This window comes from Acinetobacter sp. 1207_04, from assembly GCF_052850415.1.
The window spans coordinates 210,655-228,854 of record NZ_VXCQ01000002.1; the positions used below are offsets into that span (position 1 = coordinate 210,655).

Below are 18,200 nucleotides of genomic sequence, written 5' to 3' on the forward strand. Positions count from 1 at the left end.
ATTACATCAACAGCATTCACTTCAACCCTGATTTAAGTGAATGCTCTAAACCTATAAAGTTGTATCAGCACTGAAGGATATTGTCATGAAAAATGTAGGTATGAAGGCGGAAAGCTATCGGACTGCAATTGCATCGGGTATTTTGTACGCACCGCCACATTGCATTGAATTGCTTCGCAATGGCAATACCGAAAAAGGCGATGCGCTTAAAACAGCACGTATAGCAGGCATTTTAGCGGCAAAACGAACCGATGAGCTGATTCCATTGTGTCATCCATTGCCAATTTATCGTGCAGATGTGGATTTCGAACTATTTGAAAATCATGTAAAAATTATTGCAACTGTTGAAACGATTGGCCCAACGGGCGTAGAAATGGAGGCATTGACAGCAGTCAGCCTTGCAGGTCTAACTCTCTATGACATGCTGAAACCACATTGTGAGCCTGAAGATTTAAGTTTGGATCAGTGCAAATTAGACAAGAAAAAAGGCGGTAAGTCGCATTTTACCCGTGCGCTGAAAGAGGCGTTATCTGCATCGGTGATTGTGCTGTCAGATACAGTCGCTGCGGGTAAAAAAACCGATACCGCAGGACAAAATGTTTTGGAAATTTTACAGGAAGCGAATTTTAGCAATATCAGCTATCAAGTGATTGCAGATAGCCATGAACAATTATTGGCTTTAATTGAACAGCAAAAAAATCAATATCCGCTAATTTTAACTGTGGGTGGTACTGGTTTAGGGCCAAAAGATTTAACCGTGGAAACTATTCAACCCTTATTGAAGCGTGAAATTCCCGGTTTAATGGAAGCTTCTCGTAGTTTTGGACAGAAACGCACGCCTTATGCTGCACTCAGTCGCGGAGTTGCAGGTTATATTGATAACAGTTTAGTGATTACTTTGCCGGGAAGTCGTCAGGGCGCCAAAGAGTCCTTAATCGCAATTTTACCTGCGTTGGTTCATTTATTTGATGTGCAAAAAAATATTCCACATCAAGGTGGTTATGAATGAGTGAAAGCATCAATGAAATAATTTCGTTTCAAGCAGAGTCTGCCACACATTCTAGCTGTGGAACGGAATCAGGACTGATTTCGATTGATCAGGCTTTAGCTTTGATTTTGGAAAAAATACAACCTTTAGGTACTGAAACACTTGCATTGAATACTGCCTTAAACCGTTATTTAGCCGAAGATATTTTTTCAACTATACAGTTACCTTTATTTTCACAAAGTGCTGTCGATGGCTATGCGCTTAATTCAGCTGATCCTTTAGAAACTCATTTAGAAGATGTTATACAAGCGAATAGCCAATTTACATTAATCGGTGAAATTCGTGCAGGGCAAAGCGCAGAATTAACTTTACAGGCTGGGCAGGCGCTACGGATTTTCACAGGTGCTGAAATTCCACAGGGAACAACGACTGTGGCAAGGCAGGAAATTATTCAAATTATTAATCCTGAATCCATCGAAATAACAGAACATTTAAAAATTCATGCCGATATTCGGGATGCAGGTGAAGAAATTACTGTTGGGCAACTTTTGGCACAAGCAGGACAACAATTATCAGTCGGTGCCGTTGCTTCACTGAGTATGGCAGGCGTGCAACAGGTTCAAGTCTATCAATATCCTAAAATCGCAGTGGTGATTACAGGGGATGAAGTCGCAAAAAGCAGTTCAGATTTTGAAGCAGGGAAAATTTTTGATGCCAATGCACCGCTTATTCAAGCATGGTTTCAACAACAGAATCAAAAAGTTGATATTTTTCATGTCGCAGATACGGCTGAGGTCGTAAACAATTTATTAGGTGATTTAAATCAAAAATACGATCTGATCCTAACCACAGGTGGTGTATCTGTCGGTGACTATGATTTTATTCGACCTGTCGCTTTGGATTTAGGTTTTCAGCAAATATTTTGGAAAGTGAAACAAAAACCTGGCAAGCCGATGTTGTTTGCAGAATTTATCAGAACAGATGGGTCTGTTTGTTCTTTATTAGGTTTACCAGGAAACCCTGCTGCGGTCTATGTTGGAATGCACATTTATACTCAAACGATTTTAAATGCATTGCAGGGGCATCGACACATCCCCAATGGTTTTAAAGCAACATTGACCCACGACTTAAAAGCCGATGCACGAGAACGCATTTTACGCATGAGCGTCAGTTTTGCTCAGGTAACATTAAAAGTCAGTAGTTTGTCCAATCAACAATCACATATGTTGAGCAATTTGATGCACGCCAATGCTTTGGTTCGCATTCCTGCTAGGGAGAAAATACATGCAGGGCAAATTGTGGATGGATTTTTCATCTAATTTAAATCATTTATTACGCTAAATATCAATAATTTGTAATTGGAGAACGCATGAAAAATTTAATGATTGGAGTAGCATTATTCAGTCTATGCAATTTAACTCAAGCTGAAACTGTCAAGGTATATGCCGCTGCGAGTTTGACCAATGTAATTTCAGATATTGCTGTAGTTTATAAAAAGCAACATCCTCAGACCGATATTGTACCTGTTTTCGGTGCATCATCCGCATTGGCTAAACAGATTGAAGCGGGGGCAAAAAGTGATCTTTTCTTTTCTGCGGATGTCGATTGGATGAATTATTTAATTAGAAAACAAATGATTACTGAAAATAAAAGCAAAGCTTTATTGTCAAATCAATTGGTTCTGATTAGCCCAAAAAAATTAAATATTGCATTTAAAGCACAACCCAATTTTAATTTTGCACAATCCTTTAAAGGACATGTGTGTACAGGACAAATGGAATCTGTTCCTGCGGGTAAATATGCCAAACAAAGTTTAATCAAACTCAATTGGCTCGACAGTTTGAAAGGGAGAATTGTCGGTACAGATGATGTTCGTTCTGCTTTAGCATTTGTAGAACGTGGTGAATGTGATGTTGGTATTGTTTATAAAACTGATGCACTCATCAGCAAAAAGGTAAAAGTGATTGGGACGTTCCCTGAAAACTCACATCATCCGATTCTTTATCCTTTGGCTTTAACCAAACAGGGTGAAAAGAATGGGGATGCTGTACAGTTTGAAAAATTTGTAAAAAGCAGCCCACAAGCTAAAATTATCTTTAAAAAATATGGTTTTAGCATTAACCAATAAGATCAAAAAAATTAATAAAATAGGCAAAGAGTGAGAGGGATGTAAGATGCTAAGCCCTGAAGAACTAAGTGCACTCTACCTTTCGGCAAAAGTTGCCTGCTTTGCAACACTGTTTTGTATTCCCTTTGCGATTGCATTGGCGTGGTGTTTAGCACGTTATGAATTCAGACTTAAATTTTTAGTTGAGGCGATTTTACAATTACCCATGGTATTGCCACCTGTGGTTTTAGGTTATTTACTTTTGATCTTATTTGGCAATAAAGGTTGGATTGGACAATATTTACATCAAATGGGTATTGAATTGGCATTTAATTGGAAAGGAGCAGTATTGGCCTCCATGATTGTGGCTTTTCCTTTAATGGTGCAGCCCATCAGACTGTCTTTTCAAATGATGAATCAACAACTTGAACACATTGCAGGCTCTTTAGGAGCAAGTCCAATCAAAGTTTTTTTCAGTATTAATTTGCCTTTGGCACTGCCAGGGATTTTGATTGGTAGTATTTTATGTTTTAGCCGTAGTCTAGGCGAGTTTGGTGCAACCATGACATTTGTTGGCAATATCCCTGATGAAACTAGGACGATACCCATCGCTATTTATTCCTTTTTACAACAACCTGATGGTGAACAGATGGCGATGCGTTTGGTCACTCTTTCTTTAATTCTTGCCTTTTCTGCACTGATAGCCAATTACTTTATCTTACAGAAATATCAAAGTAAATTAATGGGATAAGCGTATGCTACGTTGCGATTTTCAATATCAGAGGGCAGATTTTAAGTTAAATATTCAGCTTGAAATGCAAGATCAACTATTGGGCATCGTCGGTGCATCGGGTAGTGGAAAAAGTACATTTTTAAAAAATCTTGTCGGTTTATTACATCCAACACAGGGCTCTATTCAGTTTAATCAACAGGTTTTATTTGACCAGCAGAAAAACATTCATGTGCCCATGCATCAACGAAAAATTGCGATGATTTTTCAAAATGCACTATTGTTCCCGCACATGAATGTACAGCAAAATTTAATGTATGCAGTAAAACAGGTTAATCAAGAAAATCCCAAATTTCATTTTAATGAGATTGTTGATTTACTCGAATTAATGCCTTTAATTCATCGTAAAGCACATCAGCTTTCTGGTGGAGAAGCACAACGGGTATCAATTGGCCGTGCCCTGTTGTCTTCACCCCATTTATTACTGCTTGATGAACCACTGACAGGGTTTGATCATCAACTAAAACAGCAAATTTTACCATTCTTCAAAAGATTAAAAGAGGAGATTGATTTGCCGATGATTTATGTGACGCACCATGTAGATGAGTTAGTATTTTTACACGCTGAAATATTGATGTTAGAACAAGGAAAATTAATGTCTGCAACTTATTAATTTTCATCATAGACAAGTGGTCTTTGATATGTGTGATGAATTAACAGCAGAGTTACACATTGGAAACTCTAGATGGTGGATATTTAAAAGCTCTACGGTTTTCGTTTAATTTTAATTAAAACTATTCTATTTATAATTTTTTTTTTATTGCCCGTGTTTCTACTCCATATACAATTTTGGATGGTGTTTCAAAAAGTATGCTGGCATTAAATAAATCCATTATTGATATAAAAGAAGGTTAAATCGAAGGTTCTAAAATGATTTTCAAGCTTTTTTGAAAAACAATAGGTTTTAGGTTTTTCTAACAACTTATTTTATTCAATGCCTTACACGACAAATAGGTTGGGAAGTAAACATATTTAAATTGTATGAAACTTCCCTAGCAAAGTGAACTTAAAGGCTTTAATAATACGTTTCCAACGGTCACTAGCAATAAAGATAAGTAATATTTAAGTTTTCAATTCGATCCTTTAACTTTTGTGCTGTAATGGTGTTTCTATCGCCACATACAAAAGCTACCATTTCTACGCTGCTTCTTTCAAAGGCATACGGCAACCAACGCTTACTTTTCTTATTACTAACAAACGTCCAAAATTCATCTACTTCTAAATCTTTATAGTGTGATTGCTTTGGAGTAAGCTCATCATTTGACTCTGTTAACGTTTTCAGGATATTCCCAATACTAACCTTTATGATCTTTGAAATATCCCGAATTTCGCAACATTAGGCAAGCATAAGTAAAGTCAATTTACATCCTTTACAACGGTAATTCTGCTTATCATCGTGTTTGATACCATTCTTCTTTATATAGGTCTTTCAGTGCTTCTCATTATTCACAACATACAATTTAGAGTAACACCAATTTTTTCTTCCTTAGATTATTGGAGGGAGTGTAATAGGATTAGTATGAGTATACCCAATATAATCCGATACCAAGCAAATACTCTTAATGTATGTTTTTCTACAAATTTAACCAAAGCTTTGACCACAAATAATGCCGCTATAAATGCAGCGATAAAACCGACTGCAATATTCATCATATTGTCTGTAGTTAATACATTTGCGTTGCGTATAAGATCATAAGTTGCCGCCCCAAGCATGGTTGGCATGGCAAGGAAAAACGAAAACTCCGTAGCCGCTTTACGTGATAAACCCGATAACATACCACCAATAATGGTTGCACCTGAACGAGATGTACCTGGAATCATCGCAAGGCATTGTGCAAAGCCAATCAAAATAGCTTGTTTCAAGTTAATGTCCGTTGCTTCTATTGTCTTGGGTTCAAACTTTCTACCTTCTACCGCAAAAATAATAAAACCACCAATAATTAAAGCAAAGGCGACCACCAGTGGGCTAAACAAGATTTGCTTAATAAAGTCGACTGCTAAAACGCCAATAACCACAGCGGGAAGAAAAGCGATAAATACATTGATGGCAAAGCGTCGGGCATGTACATCACCCGAGAAAAAGCCTTTGACTAAATTGATAATTTTTTGACGGTAGAGCCAGCACACAGCAAGAATAGCACCAAGCTGAATGACAACTTCAAAAACACGTCCTGTATCTGAATGAAAATCAATTAGATGCCCAAATAAAATTAAATGTCCTGTACTTGAAATCGGTAAAAACTCGGTTAACCCTTCAATAAGCCCTAAAAACAAGGCTTTAAGCAGTTCAAAATTTTCCATAAGTAAACGAACAACGTCATAAAAATAGGCATCTGTTGTAAGGTATTTCACATGATTTATAAATGGTAAAAGACAAATTTTTACGTAATTTTTACGTCTTATACTGTTTCGTGAATAGAGAGTTTACGCATACTTTTCTCATACTAAATCGTGGAATATCCCAAAGTTTAGGATGAAAAAGATGAGTGCTACATTCATAGCGCATCAAAAAGTACAGCATTCCCAAATGTGCCTCGTACAAACACTTAAAAATCAAAAATGTATCAATATCAAAAATAGATTTATTGCTCACTGTTTAACGGGGAGTGAGATGCCATGTTAATGCTTATTTTACTCTTGGTCATGGTGACCATTTTGGCATATCCCTTAGGGAAATATCTCGCTGCGATTATGCAAAATCGTGAGATGAAAATTGACCCAGTATTTAATTGGATCGAAAAACCAATTTACGCCATTTTAGGGACAAACCCAAAAATTGGCATGAACGTGAAGACCTATACACTGAGTTTTGTGTTGAGCTGTTTAGTACTTGGTTTAGTGACTTGGCTTTTATTCATGACACAAGCCAGTTTGCCACTGAATCCAAACAATGCACCGAATATGTCATGGGATTTGGCATTGCATACCATGATTTCGTTCTTGACCAATACCAATCAGCAACATTATTCAGGGCAAGCTCAACTGTCTTATTTGTCGCAAATGGTCGGGATTGTGGGTCTGCAAATTATTACCCCAATGATGGGTTTGGCGATGGTTGTCGCAACGATTCGTGCACTATTTTATCAGCAATCGAATGTTGTGTCAGAAGCAGATCAATATGCAAGTTTTAGCACCAAAGTTAAAAAGATTAATATCGGAAACTATTGGGCAGATGTTATTCGTCCAACTTTTCGCTTTCTAATACCGTTGTGTATGGTGTGGTCGCTCTTACTCACTAGCCAAGGTGTGCCATCTACTTTTCAAGGTGGTCCTGAAGTTCAAGTCCGCGACCAAACTGCCGAATTACACACGCAAAAAATTCCTTTAGGTCCTGTTGCACCGATGGTGGCAATCAAGCAATTAGGTAGTAATGGTGGTGGTTGGTATGGACCAAACAGTAGTGTGCCATTGGAAAATCCAACGCCTTTATCTAATTTTTTAGAAATGTTGGCAATTTTACTGATCCCTGTTTCTGTCATTTTTATGTTGGGCTTTTTCACTAAACGTGCCAAATTTGCAGGCTTTGTTTTTGGTTCAATGTTGCTGATGTCAGTGGTTTCCGCAAGCAGTGCGATTTGGTCTGAAAGCCTTTCTTCTACAGCATCACAGATTTATGCAATGGAAGGAAAGGAGGTTCGTTTTGGTGAGTATTCTTCGGCACTTTGGTCTGCACTGACGACACAAGTCAACAACGGCTCTGTCAATATGATGCATGATTCATCCGCACCACTGACAGGCTTGGTTCAGTTTTCTAATATGCTGATCAATGCCATTTGGGGAGGAATTGGTTGTGGCTTACAGCAATTCATTATCTACCTATTTTTGGCTGTATTTATTGCAGGTTTAATGACAGGACGTACACCTGAGTTGTTTGGTCGAAAAATTGAAGCAGGAGAAATTAAATTACTTGCCGTGGTTATTCTTATACAGCCAATTGTGATTTTAACTTTAACCGCTATAACTTTATTTTTCCCAGAATTGACAGGCAATAGTAATCCGCAATATCACGGCGTTTCCCAAGTGCTATATGAATATGTTTCTGCATTTGCCAACAATGGTTCAGGTTTTGAGGGATTGGCAGATAACACCGTATGGTGGAATGTGACCTGTGGTTTAGCTTTGTTATTGGGACGCTTCCCAACCTTAATTATTCCATTATGGATTGCAACACGTTTAGCAGCTAAACGTCAGGCACCTGAAAGTAGCGGAAGCCTAAAAGTTGAAACACCAACCTTTGCATTAACTTTAATTGCCATCGTGATGATGTTGACCTTATTACAATTTATGCCAGTCCTCGTCTTGGGGCCAATCGCTGACCATTTGTTATTGGTTCAAGGTTAAGGGTGAGTACCATGAAGCATTCAAAACAATCTATTGAAGTACAACAAAACACATTATCTTCGACTTTATTTCAAGCTGAAGCGTGGAAAAATGCCTGTGTTAAATTATTACCGCAACATATGATTAAGAATCCTGTGATGGCGATTGTTTGGCTTGGAACAATCATTACATTTATTAGTACTTTAATAGGTGAAGCTAGTTTGGTATTTGGTTTATCGGTGACGTTTATTTTATTGATCACTGTTTTATTTGCCAATTATGCAGAAGCGGTTGCAGAAGCCAAAGGTCGTGGTCAAGCGTCTTCTTTAAGACAAGCACGGCAGAATTTAACTGCCCGTCGACTCAGTTCTAAGGATAATTTAGAGGGCGTGCAAGTCGCTGCAACAGAGTTACAAATGAATGATTTGATTGAAGTCCGTGCAGGCGAGCTGATTCCTGCTGACGGTGAAATTATTCAAGGTTTTGCCACCATTAATGAAGCGGCTGTTACGGGTGAATCTGCACCTGTATTACGTGAAGCAGGTACAGACAAATCAGGTGTGATTGGCGGTACTAAAGTGCTTACCGATCGTATAGTCGTACAAGTGACTGCTGAAGCTGGAAATAGCTTCCTTGATCGAATGATTGCTTTGGTCGAAGGTTCGAACCGCCAAAAAACGCCGAATGAAATTGCATTGGGTATTTTACTGACTGTCATGACCGTGACGTTTATTGTCGTGGTGGTGAGTTTGCCTTTTATTGGACATTTCCTGAATATTGAAATTAATCCAATTGTCTTGGTAGCGTTGTTGGTGTGTTTAATTCCAACCACAATTGGTGGCTTATTACCTGCAATTGGGATTGCGGGAATGAATAGAGCTTTAAAAGCCAATATTATTGCCAAATCAGGTAAAGCGGTTGAGGTCGCAGGGGATGTCGATGTATTGCTCCTCGATAAAACAGGAACTATTACCTATGGTGATCGTCAGGCAACGGCATTTTATCCGCTTTCAGGCGTTACCGAGTCTGAACTTCGTCAAGCAGCAGTGTTGACCTCACTTGCAGATCCGACCCCTGAAGGTAAGTCTGTGGTGGCTTTGGCAAAAGATCAAGGTGAGCGAGTCGTAGAACCTGAACATGCTGAATTTATTGTTTTTAATGCTTCAACTCGTATTTCAGGGATTAATTTGTCCGATGGTCATCAAATCCGAAAAGGTGCTTTAGATGCGATTTTGAAATTCGCAACACAAAGTATTGAAAATCATAGTGAGCTTAAAACTCGTGTTAAACAGGTTGCATCGAAAGGGGCTACACCTTTAGTGGTTACAAAAGACCAAAACATTCTTGGTGTAATTGAGCTTTCTGACGTGATTAAACAAGGTATTAAAGAAAAGTTTGCTCGTTTACGTGAAATGGGCATTAAAACGGTCATGGTGACGGGAGATAATCCTTTAACGGCAGCGGCAATTGCAGCAGAAGCAGGGGTCGATGACTATATTGCTGAAGCAAGACCCGAAGATAAACTGAATTGTATTCGTGATGAACAGAATAAAGGGCATTTGGTGGCAATGGTCGGTGATGGCACCAATGATGCACCTGCTTTAGCACAAGCCGATATTGGTTTAGCCATGAATTCAGGTACGCAAGCGGCTAAAGAAGCAGGCAATATGGTGGATTTAGATTCTGATCCAACTAAATTATTGGCTGTGGTTGAAATTGGTAAACAACAGTTGATTACCCGTGGCGCATTGACCACGTTCTCATTGGCAAATGATGTGTCGAAATACTTTGCAATTTTACCTGCATTATTCGTGGTTAGCATTCCACAAATGAGTGTTTTAAATGTGATGCAATTGGGTAGTTCTGAAAGTGCAATTCTTTCAGCCTTGATTTTTAACGCCATTATTATTCCCTTACTGATTCCAATTGCCTTACGTGGTGTGAAATTTAAACCCTCTACCTCTACTCAATTGTTGCGCCGTAATATGTTGATTTATGGTGTGGGTGGGGTGTTATTGCCTTTCGTTGCAATCAAAGTGATTGATCTGATGATTAGTCCATTACTGTCACTTTAATTTTTTGAGGATGATAAAAATGAACATTGAACATTATGCAGATAAGAACGATTCATTGGAAAATCAGCTACTCATGGATTCATCATGGGCAGATTTAACACGTGCATCTGTAGGCTTAAGTATTGTTGCTTTAACACTTTGCGGTTATGTATACAGTTCAGTTGCCACAGGGCTTGGTCAGGTCATCTTTCCAGATCAAGCCAATGGCAGTTTAATTTTGGAAAATGATCGGGTTGTGGGGTCACGTCTAGTTGCACAACCTTTTATTCAGACCCAATATTTTCAGCCACGTCCATCGGCTGCACATTATGACCCAATGGCAATGGCAGGGAGTAATATGGCAGTCACCAATCCTGCTTTACATCAAGCCATAGATACGCGGTTGAATAAAATTGCTGTACAGGAACAGATTGAAAAATCAAAAATTCCAGCGGATTTGGTGACCGCTTCTGGCAGTGGAATTGACCCTGAAATCTCTGTGCAGTCTGCATTTATTCAGGTGAAACGTGTTGCGCAACTAAGGCAGATCTCTGAGCAAGAAGTAACTAAATTGGTACAACAATATACAGTGCAGCCGACTTTTGGGATATTGGGAGAGGCGCGTGTGAATGTACTTGAATTAAATTTAGCTTTGGATCACATTGGAAAGTGATTTTGAGATTTGAATAAGTTAATTATTCCTTCTCCCTTTGAGGGGCAAGGCTAGAAGAGGTAATTTTAAATAAAAAATCTTTCCCTAGCCCGCTCTTAAAGGGAGGATTAGCTCGAATTTAAGATTCCGATTGTTTAAAATTCAACATACATAAGCAGACATCGATGACCGATCAACGAACGAATAAAGTAGATGTTTTGTTGCAACATACGCAGCGCTATCAATCTGGACGTTTAACAATATTTTTAGGGGCAGCGCCAGGTGTCGGGAAGACTTTTGCGATGCTCGTTCGCGCACATGAATTGGCTTTGCAAGGCAACAACATTGTCATTGGTTATGTCGAAACACATGCGCGCGCAGAAACCGAAAATTTGGTTTCAGGTCTTGCTATTATTCCCCGTAAAACTATTGCATACCAAGGGCATCAACTGGAAGAAATGGATTTGGATGCGGTGCTGGATAAAAAGCCAAGCATTGTTCTTGTTGATGAGTTTGCCCATACCAACATGCCAAGCAGTCGTCATGAAAAGCGTTGGCAAGACATCAATGAATTATTAGATGCGGGTATAGATGTTTTTACTACCATGAACATTCAGCACTTGGAAAGTTTGAATGATGTGGTGTATCAAATTACAGGCATTCGTGTGACAGAAACTGTGCCAGATTGTGTGTTTGAAAGGATTCGTGATATTCGCTTAATTGACTTGCCTGTCAATGAGTTGTTGGAGCGTTTAAATCAAGGCAAAGTTTATGTGCCTGAGCAAGCAGAACAGGCTTTGCAACGTTTTTTTAATCATTCTAACTTGACTGCTTTACGTGAGTTAGCAATGCAAACCGTTGCAAGTTATGTCGATAGTGACGTGCGTGAAAATTTTGCGATTCAAGGGATTGCGCAAATTCCATTGAAAAATCATATTTTAATTATGGTGGATGGCTATGGACATTCTGAGGCTTTGGTGCGTGCAGGCTGTCGAATTGCAGAACATCGTTTGGCGAATTGGACAGTAGTTGCATTTTCACATGATTCTCAAAGCGTTAAAAATAAAGACTATTCGCAAAATCAGTCACAAAGTCGAGAAATCGAACGTGCATTAAATTTAACAAGACAATTGGGTGGAATGACAGAAATCTTACATGGTAAACAGCATGCAAAGACCTTGTTTGATTATGTGATGGATCGAGGTATTTCCACTTTGGTTTTGGCGCAAACTGTTCAGAAAAAATATGCGACTGCTTTTTATTTCAAGCCGAATTTGATTGAACCACTGTTGAGAAATCAACCGAGTTTTGAACTCAGTATTGTGCCTATTTTTTCTGAAAATAAACCATTATTTATTCTCAACCAAAGTGCTTTTCTGTCACTGCGAGAAATATGGTATGTACTTGCAACAGTCGTTGTGAGTATTGTGATTGCCAGTTTCGGGGAAAAATATCTGGGTATTGAAGAACTTTCTGTTATTTTTATTACCGCCGTGGTTTTTGTGGCATCAAAAACAAGAATGCTCGCTGCAGTGCTTTCGGCACTTTTATTCTTCTTGGCGTATAACTTCTTTTTTATTTCCCCAAAATTTACGTTGCAAATTTCGGCACATCAAGGGGTGATCACTGTAGTTGCTTTCTTAGGTGCAGCCTTAATTTCTAGTCGTTTGGCTTCTCGACTCAAAGAGCAAGTCACGGCACTAAAAACGGCAAATAGCTATAATAGTATCATGCAAGATTTAGGGCAGAAGTTGTCTACAGCAGTCGATTTAAAACAGGTGCAAGAAATTGCAGAAAATAGCCTAAGCAAAAATTTAAATGCACACGTTTGGATTTATTTTCCTGAAACTTTATCTAGGGAAAACTCACAAAATGCAATTAATCAGAAAGATAAAATTTCAGCAGATTGGACATTTAAAAATCACCTACCTTCAGGGCGATTTACTCAAACTTTAACTAAAAATGAATGGTGGTTTTTACCGTTATTAGCCTCAAAGCAATGTTTAGGTGTGATTGGTTTGAAATTTCCACCTACACAATCTATTTTGAATACTGAACAAAAACAATTAGCTGAAACAATGGTGGAATATATTGCCCAAGCGATTTCTCGTACTCAACTCACCAAAGCCTTAGAAATAGCCAATGTGAATTCTGAAACTGAAAAATTACGTTTAGCATTACTCTCATCTGTTTCGCATGACTTACGATCGCCTTTGGCTTCAATTATTGGTGCTGCAGACACTTTAAGCAATTATCGTCATTCGATGGATGAAAAAGACCAAGATGATTTATTGGAAGCGATTCATCTGGAGGGTGAGCGTTTAGATCGATATATTCAGAACTTGTTAGATATGACACGTTTAGGGCATGAGGGTTTAAGCCTAAAACGGGATTGGATTGGTGTAGATGAGTTGGTTGGTTCAGCGGTACGTCGTTTAAAACGTTATATGCCACAAGCCATTGTCAATGTAAAAATGCCTGCAGAAAGTTTGACCTTATTTGTGCATGCTGCTTTGATTGAACAGGCGATTTTTAATGTATTGGAAAATGCAGCCAAGTTTTCACCTGAACTTCAGGCAGTCATTATTGATGTTGCAAAATTCAGTGAAAATGAAATCGAAATTGCCATTACTGATCAAGGTCAGGGTATCCCTGAAGATGAAAGAGACCGTATTTTTGATATGTTTTATACCATGCAACGTGGTGATCGTGGGCAGTATGGGACTGGTTTGGGTTTAACTATTGTCAAGGCCATTATTGGTGCGCATATGGGGGAAATCGTGGCATCATCAGCTAAGAAGAATCAAGGGACGTGTATTCGAATGCGGTTGCCGATTCATCAAATTGCTTAACTCGTTCTATTATCAATGTTTTGAGGGAAAAATGTCAGAGCAAAATGTATCGACCAGTTCTATGACCAATATACTGATCATTGATGATGAAAATCAGATTCGTAAGTTTTTAGACATTGCACTTCGTGCACAAGGTTATAAAACACTTTTGGCTGAAAATGGTCAAAAAGGCTTGGAACTGTTGGCATTACAAGGCGCAGATTTAGTTATTCTAGATTTAGGTTTACCAGATTTAGATGGATTTGAGGTTTTATCTGAGCTTCGTGAGTGGTCAAATGTTCCTGTCATTGTATTATCTGTGCGTTCCGATGAGCTTGAAAAAGTGAAACTTTTAGATGCAGGTGCAAATGATTATGTGACCAAGCCATTTAGCATACAAGAGCTTATGGCTCGAATACGTGTATTGTTACGGCAGTTTCAAAATACGGTCATTGAATCTACAATTTATGATGATGGCTTATTGAAAATCGATTTTTCACACAGGCGAGTATTTTTAAATCAGAAACTTATTTCACTTACACGTAAAGAATATCAGTTGTTGAGTTTGTTGGCACAACACAAAGGGCAATTGATTACACAGCCACAAATTTTGAAAGATTTATGGGGACCTACGCATCAGGAGGATACGCATTATTTAAGGATTCTTGTCGCAAAATTACGAGCGAAATTGAATGATAATGCGATACAACCCAAATATATTATTACGGAACCAGGGGTTGGATTACGGTTTCTTAATATAAACGAGATCTATTAATGAGGTTATTCTGTATCGAATTAGGATTGATATTTGCTGATAGACACAGAAATTTTAATTTGGTCAGCGATATATCCTCATGAGGCATTTTTATTGTCTAAAGTTTTAAAGTATCTTTTTAAATAAGCGCTAAAACATTTTTGGAATTTTAATGAATTTGCATTTCAAAAATTAAAACTTCGGCATAATCGACAGAGCAAAAATGTATATTGCCACAGTCAAGGATACGAGCAGCATCACCTATATTCAAAAATTGCTCATTGACCTGAATATGACCTTTAGCAATATGTAAATAAACATAATACTTTTCAGGAATGGTGGAATTTGCAGTTTCCTCAATATGGAATTAACCAGTATAAATATTGATATCTTACTGAATAAATAATCTTTTTTTAATAGTATGTTTGGAAATAATCAATTAATTTTCAAAAATTTATCTTCAGTTGAAATATGGATTTGTTGATGTGTAGACGTCGCATCAGCAATATTCAATACCATCCAAATTTGTAAAAGATAAACGTCTTCAGTAGCTGAAGGGTTAAATTCGCAATCTATTACTCCACTGACTGTATTCATTAGCTAAACGTCACCCGAAATAATGACAGAGCCATTGTTCATGGAGTCTTTATCTTCAAGTGATCCTTCGAGTAAATAGGTCATGATTTCCATATTACGATGTGAATGTGTACGCACACCATTAGAGGGTTTAGTCACATCTTCATTAGTAAGATGGCTCAAACAGCATCATTTTATGTCTGTAAATTTGCTATAGTGTTGATAGAGTTGGGGACATAACAAATGCATTTTAATTTCGAAATTGATACCACATGGTGTTTAGAACAATTATTTAAAGATGGAAGAATCTCTGAACGAGACAAATTATTGGTTCAAACCACGCATAGACAGCGTGAACAATTGCGATGGCATCCACTACAATGGATTGCAAACTTTAATCTCAGTGATTTAGAAAAACCGCAAAATCGAATGACACTCACGGCATTGAGTCAATGGTTATCTGCCAAAGCTGAGTTGCCTTTCTATGTGATTGATCCACTCAAAGCCGATGTATCGGCATTGACTGGCGTGATGTCACAAGAGTTTGCACTTCGCAATAAAATTCTTGCTGTGGAATGTGGCGCAGATAAAATTCTCATCGGTTCAGATCAGCCTTTTGTCACCGATTGGGTGCATAACTTAGAACGTAGTTTAAGCCCGAAAAAAATTGAACGGGTTTTTTTAAGTCCTGAGCAACTACAGCGCTATTTAACTGAATATTATCAAGTGAGTCGTGCAGTTAGCTCTTCACAGAAATCAGGCTTACATGGTAATGAAAATAAAGGTGTAGAAGCACTTTTACAATTAGGTGATACGCAAAGCCCCGATGCCAATGATCAACATATTGTCAAATTAGTCGATTGGGTTTTACAGTTTGCCTTTGAACAGGGTGCAAGTGATATTCATCTTGAGCCACGTAAGGAAAATGGTAAGGTTCGGTTTCGTATCGATGGTGTATTGCACACTATTTATAACATGCCTGCAAATACGCTGACGGCAGTAATTTCACGTATTAAAATTTTAGGTCGCATGAATGTTGCTGAAAAACGTAAACCGCAAGATGGGCGTTTAAAAACTCGCACACCGAAAGGGCTTGAAACAGAATTACGTTTATCGACTTTGCCAACGGCTTTTGGTGAAAAGTTAGTGATGCGTATTTTTGATCCTGAAGTTTTGGTCAGAAGTTTTCAGCAGTTGGGTTTTGATGAGCGTTTACTTAATTCTTGGCATGCACTCACTGCGCACAGTCACGGTATTATTTTGGTCACAGGGCCAACAGGTTCAGGGAAAACCACGACGCTATATTCATCTTTAAAAGCATTGGCAACGGAACAGGTAAACGTCTGTACCATTGAAGACCCGATTGAAATGTTAGAGCCAAGTTTTAACCAAATGCAGGTCAATCAAGGTATTGACCTTGGTTTCGCTGACGGTGTACGTGCCTTAATGCGCCAAGACCCTGACATTATTATGGTTGGGGAAATTCGTGACCATGACACAGCAAACATGGCAATTCAGGCGGCACTTACAGGGCATTTGGTGCTTTCAACGCTACATACCAATGATGCACCATCAAGCTTGACACGTTTACATGATTTAGGAATTCAACCTTTCCTAACTTCAGCAACGATTTTGGGTGTATTGGCACAGCGTTTGGTGCGTAAGTTGTGTCCACAGTGTAAAAAACAAAGTTTGATTAATTCACAAGAATGGGAACATTTAACCTTTGATTATATTATGGAAATGCCTGAGCAAGTCTATATGCCAGTAGGCTGTGAAGCATGTCGACAAACTGGTTATAAAGGACGTGTTGGGATTTATGAGTTTATGCCAATCAGCCTAGAAGCCAAACAAAAAATTAGTGCGGAATGTACCTTAGATGAACTTCGAGCACAGACGAAGAAAGAGGGTATTGAACCGTTGAGGATTGCAGGTGCTCGTAAAGTCATGGAAGGTGTGACCACTTTAGAAGAAGTATTACGTGTTGTGCCACTGACTTAATATTTTTTAATGAATGATTGTTTGAAGATAAAAAAACGGTGATGGATAACATCACCGTTTTTTTAATACATGCAACTAAAAATACAATGCATTTGTTTTGAATGAATTAATTCTTAGGTTCAGGCGGTGTCATACCAAACTGTAAATATGCTTGATTGGTGGCAATACGTCCACGGGCGGTGCGCATTGCATAACCTTGTTGAATTAAGTAAGGCTCAATCACATCTTCTAATGTTCCTGAGTCTTCTGCCATAGCAGCAGCTAAAGCCTCAACACCCGCAGGACCACCATCAAAGCGTTCGAGTAACATCGTTAAATAACGACGATCGAGTGTGTCCAAACCATCTTTATCAACATTGAGCATATCCAAAGCACGCTGTGCCATTTCTTTGGTTACTTCACCTGTACCTTTGACTTGTGCATAGTCACGTACACGACGTAGCAAGCGGTTGACAATACGAGGCGTACCACGAGCACGATGGGCAATTTCAATTGCACCTTCATCGGTCATAAGAACATCCATTAACGATGCTGAACGAGCGACAATATGCGTTAAATCTTCAACTGAATAAAATTCAAGGCGTTGCACAATCCCAAAACGATCACGCAGTGGAGACGTCAGTAAACCTGCACGAGTTGTAGCGGCAACTAAGGTAAATGGGGGTAAATCGAGTTTAATTGAGCGAGCCGCAGGACCTTCGCCAATCATAATATCGAGTTGGTAGTCCTCCATCGCAGGGTAAAGAATTTCTTCAATTACTGGGGAAAGTCGATGAATCTCATCAATAAAGAGCACATCGCCCTCTTCGAGATTGGTTAGCATGGCCGCCAAATCGCCTGCACGTTCGAGTACAGGGCCAGAGGTAGATTTTAAATTCCCACCCATTTCACGGGCAATAATGTTTGCCAATGTCGTTTTACCCAAACCTGGCGGACCAAAGATCAGTGTGTGATCAAGTGCTTCACCACGACCTCGTGCTGCGCCAATAAAAATTTCCATTTGCTCTCGTACCACAGGCTGACCAATATAGTCATCGAGGGAAGTTGGGCGGATTGCACGATCAAAATGATCTTCGGGTTTTTCAGAACCACTGATTAAACGGTCTTGCATTGGATGATTGATCTAA

Annotated in this window: 15 protein-coding genes and 1 pseudogene; 11 read left to right on the forward strand and 5 right to left on the reverse strand. The window is 38.7% G+C overall.

The genetic code is table 11. The features are described from left to right. The first annotated feature begins 85 nt into the window (after positions 1-85). Genes moaCB through FW754_RS03005 form a run of 5 tightly spaced genes read left to right on the forward strand, consistent with a single transcriptional unit; the run spans position 86 to position 4,498 of the window. Positions 86-1,009: a bifunctional molybdenum cofactor biosynthesis protein MoaC/MoaB gene (gene moaCB, locus FW754_RS02985; protein WP_446323824.1), complete on the forward strand. Its 924-nt coding sequence runs from the start codon at positions 86-88 to the stop codon at positions 1,007-1,009. Beyond that, on the forward strand, positions 1,006-2,307 hold the full coding sequence (locus FW754_RS02990; RefSeq protein WP_446323825.1) for a molybdopterin molybdotransferase MoeA: 1,302 nt from the start codon (positions 1,006-1,008) through the stop codon (positions 2,305-2,307). Before moaCB ends, FW754_RS02990 begins: the two co-directional genes overlap by 4 nt. 50 nt (positions 2,308-2,357) lie before the next feature. After that, entirely contained in the window at positions 2,358-3,116 is a 759-nt protein-coding gene (gene modA / locus FW754_RS02995) for a molybdate ABC transporter substrate-binding protein (RefSeq protein ID WP_446323826.1), read from the forward strand. A gap of 46 nt (positions 3,117-3,162) precedes the next feature. After that, a complete protein-coding gene (gene modB, locus FW754_RS03000) occupies positions 3,163-3,846 on the forward strand; it encodes a molybdate ABC transporter permease subunit (protein WP_419345984.1) in 684 nt (227 codons plus the stop codon). Positions 3,847-3,850: 4 nt separating this feature from the next. Beyond that, the gene (locus FW754_RS03005) at positions 3,851-4,498 is read left to right on the forward strand and encodes an ATP-binding cassette domain-containing protein (protein ID WP_409511706.1); all 648 of its coding nucleotides are present in this window, start codon (positions 3,851-3,853) and stop codon (positions 4,496-4,498) included. Between the two features lie 206 nt (positions 4,499-4,704). Here the strand turns inward: FW754_RS03005 and FW754_RS03010 are convergent. Both FW754_RS03010 and FW754_RS03015 read right to left on the reverse strand, forming a co-directional pair. Further along, a pseudogene (locus FW754_RS03010) lies at positions 4,705-5,305 on the reverse strand (IS1 family transposase). A 71-nt stretch (positions 5,306-5,376) separates the two neighbouring features. After that, positions 5,377-6,186 (reverse strand): undecaprenyl-diphosphate phosphatase, encoded by an 810-nt coding sequence (locus FW754_RS03015; RefSeq protein WP_446323882.1) that lies wholly within the window; start codon positions 6,184-6,186, stop codon positions 5,377-5,379. 315 nt (positions 6,187-6,501) lie between these two features. On the opposite strand from FW754_RS03015, the gene kdpA reads away from it, so the two are divergent. From kdpA to FW754_RS03040, 5 genes are all read left to right on the forward strand, one after another. Continuing rightward, positions 6,502-8,226 (forward strand): potassium-transporting ATPase subunit KdpA, encoded by a 1,725-nt coding sequence (kdpA, locus tag FW754_RS03020; protein ID WP_446323827.1) that lies wholly within the window; start codon positions 6,502-6,504, stop codon positions 8,224-8,226. 11 nt (positions 8,227-8,237) lie between these two features. Continuing rightward, a complete protein-coding gene (gene kdpB / locus FW754_RS03025) occupies positions 8,238-10,280 on the forward strand; it encodes a potassium-transporting ATPase subunit KdpB (protein ID WP_446323828.1) in 2,043 nt (680 codons plus the stop codon). A 73-nt stretch (positions 10,281-10,353) separates the two neighbouring features. Next, on the forward strand, positions 10,354-10,932 hold the full coding sequence (gene kdpC, locus FW754_RS03030) for a potassium-transporting ATPase subunit KdpC (RefSeq protein WP_446323883.1): 579 nt from the start codon (positions 10,354-10,356) through the stop codon (positions 10,930-10,932). Positions 10,933-11,096: 164 nt separating this feature from the next. Beyond that, entirely contained in the window at positions 11,097-13,763 is a 2,667-nt protein-coding gene (locus tag FW754_RS03035) for an ATP-binding protein (protein WP_446323829.1), read from the forward strand. 31 nt (positions 13,764-13,794) lie between these two features. Continuing rightward, on the forward strand, positions 13,795-14,517 hold the full coding sequence (locus FW754_RS03040) for a response regulator (RefSeq protein ID WP_419345989.1): 723 nt from the start codon (positions 13,795-13,797) through the stop codon (positions 14,515-14,517). Positions 14,518-14,665: 148 nt separating this feature from the next. Here FW754_RS03040 and FW754_RS03045 read toward each other — a convergent pair whose 3' ends face one another. Together FW754_RS03045 and FW754_RS03050 are read right to left on the reverse strand one after the other, a co-directional pair. Then, positions 14,666-14,857, reverse strand: a complete 192-nt coding sequence (locus FW754_RS03045; RefSeq protein WP_409511759.1) for a pirin family protein — start codon at positions 14,855-14,857, stop codon at positions 14,666-14,668. A 239-nt stretch (positions 14,858-15,096) separates the two neighbouring features. Then, complete coding sequence (locus FW754_RS03050) at positions 15,097-15,255, reverse strand: pirin family protein (protein WP_446323830.1); 159 nt, start codon at positions 15,253-15,255, stop codon at positions 15,097-15,099. 60 nt (positions 15,256-15,315) lie between these two features. On the opposite strand from FW754_RS03050, the gene FW754_RS03055 reads away from it, so the two are divergent. After that, the gene (locus FW754_RS03055; protein ID WP_409511712.1) at positions 15,316-17,073 is read left to right on the forward strand and encodes a GspE/PulE family protein; all 1,758 of its coding nucleotides are present in this window, start codon (positions 15,316-15,318) and stop codon (positions 17,071-17,073) included. Positions 17,074-17,179: 106 nt separating this feature from the next. Here FW754_RS03055 and ruvB read toward each other — a convergent pair whose 3' ends face one another. Next, positions 17,180-18,184 (reverse strand): Holliday junction branch migration DNA helicase RuvB, encoded by a 1,005-nt coding sequence (gene ruvB / locus FW754_RS03060; protein WP_409511713.1) that lies wholly within the window; start codon positions 18,182-18,184, stop codon positions 17,180-17,182. Positions 18,185-18,200 lie beyond the last annotated feature (16 nt).

What these genes read in the sequence shown, in the direction of transcription:
- kdpC (WP_446323883.1), top strand. Translation starts at nt 10,354, where the DNA reads ATGGATTCATCATGGGCAGATTTAACACGTGCATCTGTAGGCTTAAGT.
- moaCB (WP_446323824.1), top strand. Translation starts at nt 86, where the DNA reads ATGAAAAATGTAGGTATGAAGGCGGAAAGCTATCGGACTGCAATTGCA.
- FW754_RS03035 (WP_446323829.1), top strand. Translation starts at nt 11,097, where the DNA reads ATGACCGATCAACGAACGAATAAAGTAGATGTTTTGTTGCAACATACG.
- FW754_RS03015 (WP_446323882.1), bottom strand. Translation starts at nt 6,186, where the DNA reads ATGGAAAATTTTGAACTGCTTAAAGCCTTGTTTTTAGGGCTTATTGAA.
- FW754_RS02990 (WP_446323825.1), top strand. Translation starts at nt 1,006, where the DNA reads ATGAGTGAAAGCATCAATGAAATAATTTCGTTTCAAGCAGAGTCTGCC.
- modB (WP_419345984.1), top strand. Translation starts at nt 3,163, where the DNA reads ATGCTAAGCCCTGAAGAACTAAGTGCACTCTACCTTTCGGCAAAAGTT.
- FW754_RS03005 (WP_409511706.1), top strand. Translation starts at nt 3,851, where the DNA reads ATGCTACGTTGCGATTTTCAATATCAGAGGGCAGATTTTAAGTTAAAT.
- FW754_RS03055 (WP_409511712.1), top strand. Translation starts at nt 15,316, where the DNA reads ATGCATTTTAATTTCGAAATTGATACCACATGGTGTTTAGAACAATTA.
- modA (WP_446323826.1), top strand. Translation starts at nt 2,358, where the DNA reads ATGAAAAATTTAATGATTGGAGTAGCATTATTCAGTCTATGCAATTTA.
- ruvB (WP_409511713.1), bottom strand. Translation starts at nt 18,184, where the DNA reads ATGCAAGACCGTTTAATCAGTGGTTCTGAAAAACCCGAAGATCATTTT.
- kdpA (WP_446323827.1), top strand. Translation starts at nt 6,502, where the DNA reads ATGTTAATGCTTATTTTACTCTTGGTCATGGTGACCATTTTGGCATAT.
- FW754_RS03040 (WP_419345989.1), top strand. Translation starts at nt 13,795, where the DNA reads ATGTCAGAGCAAAATGTATCGACCAGTTCTATGACCAATATACTGATC.
- kdpB (WP_446323828.1), top strand. Translation starts at nt 8,238, where the DNA reads ATGAAGCATTCAAAACAATCTATTGAAGTACAACAAAACACATTATCT.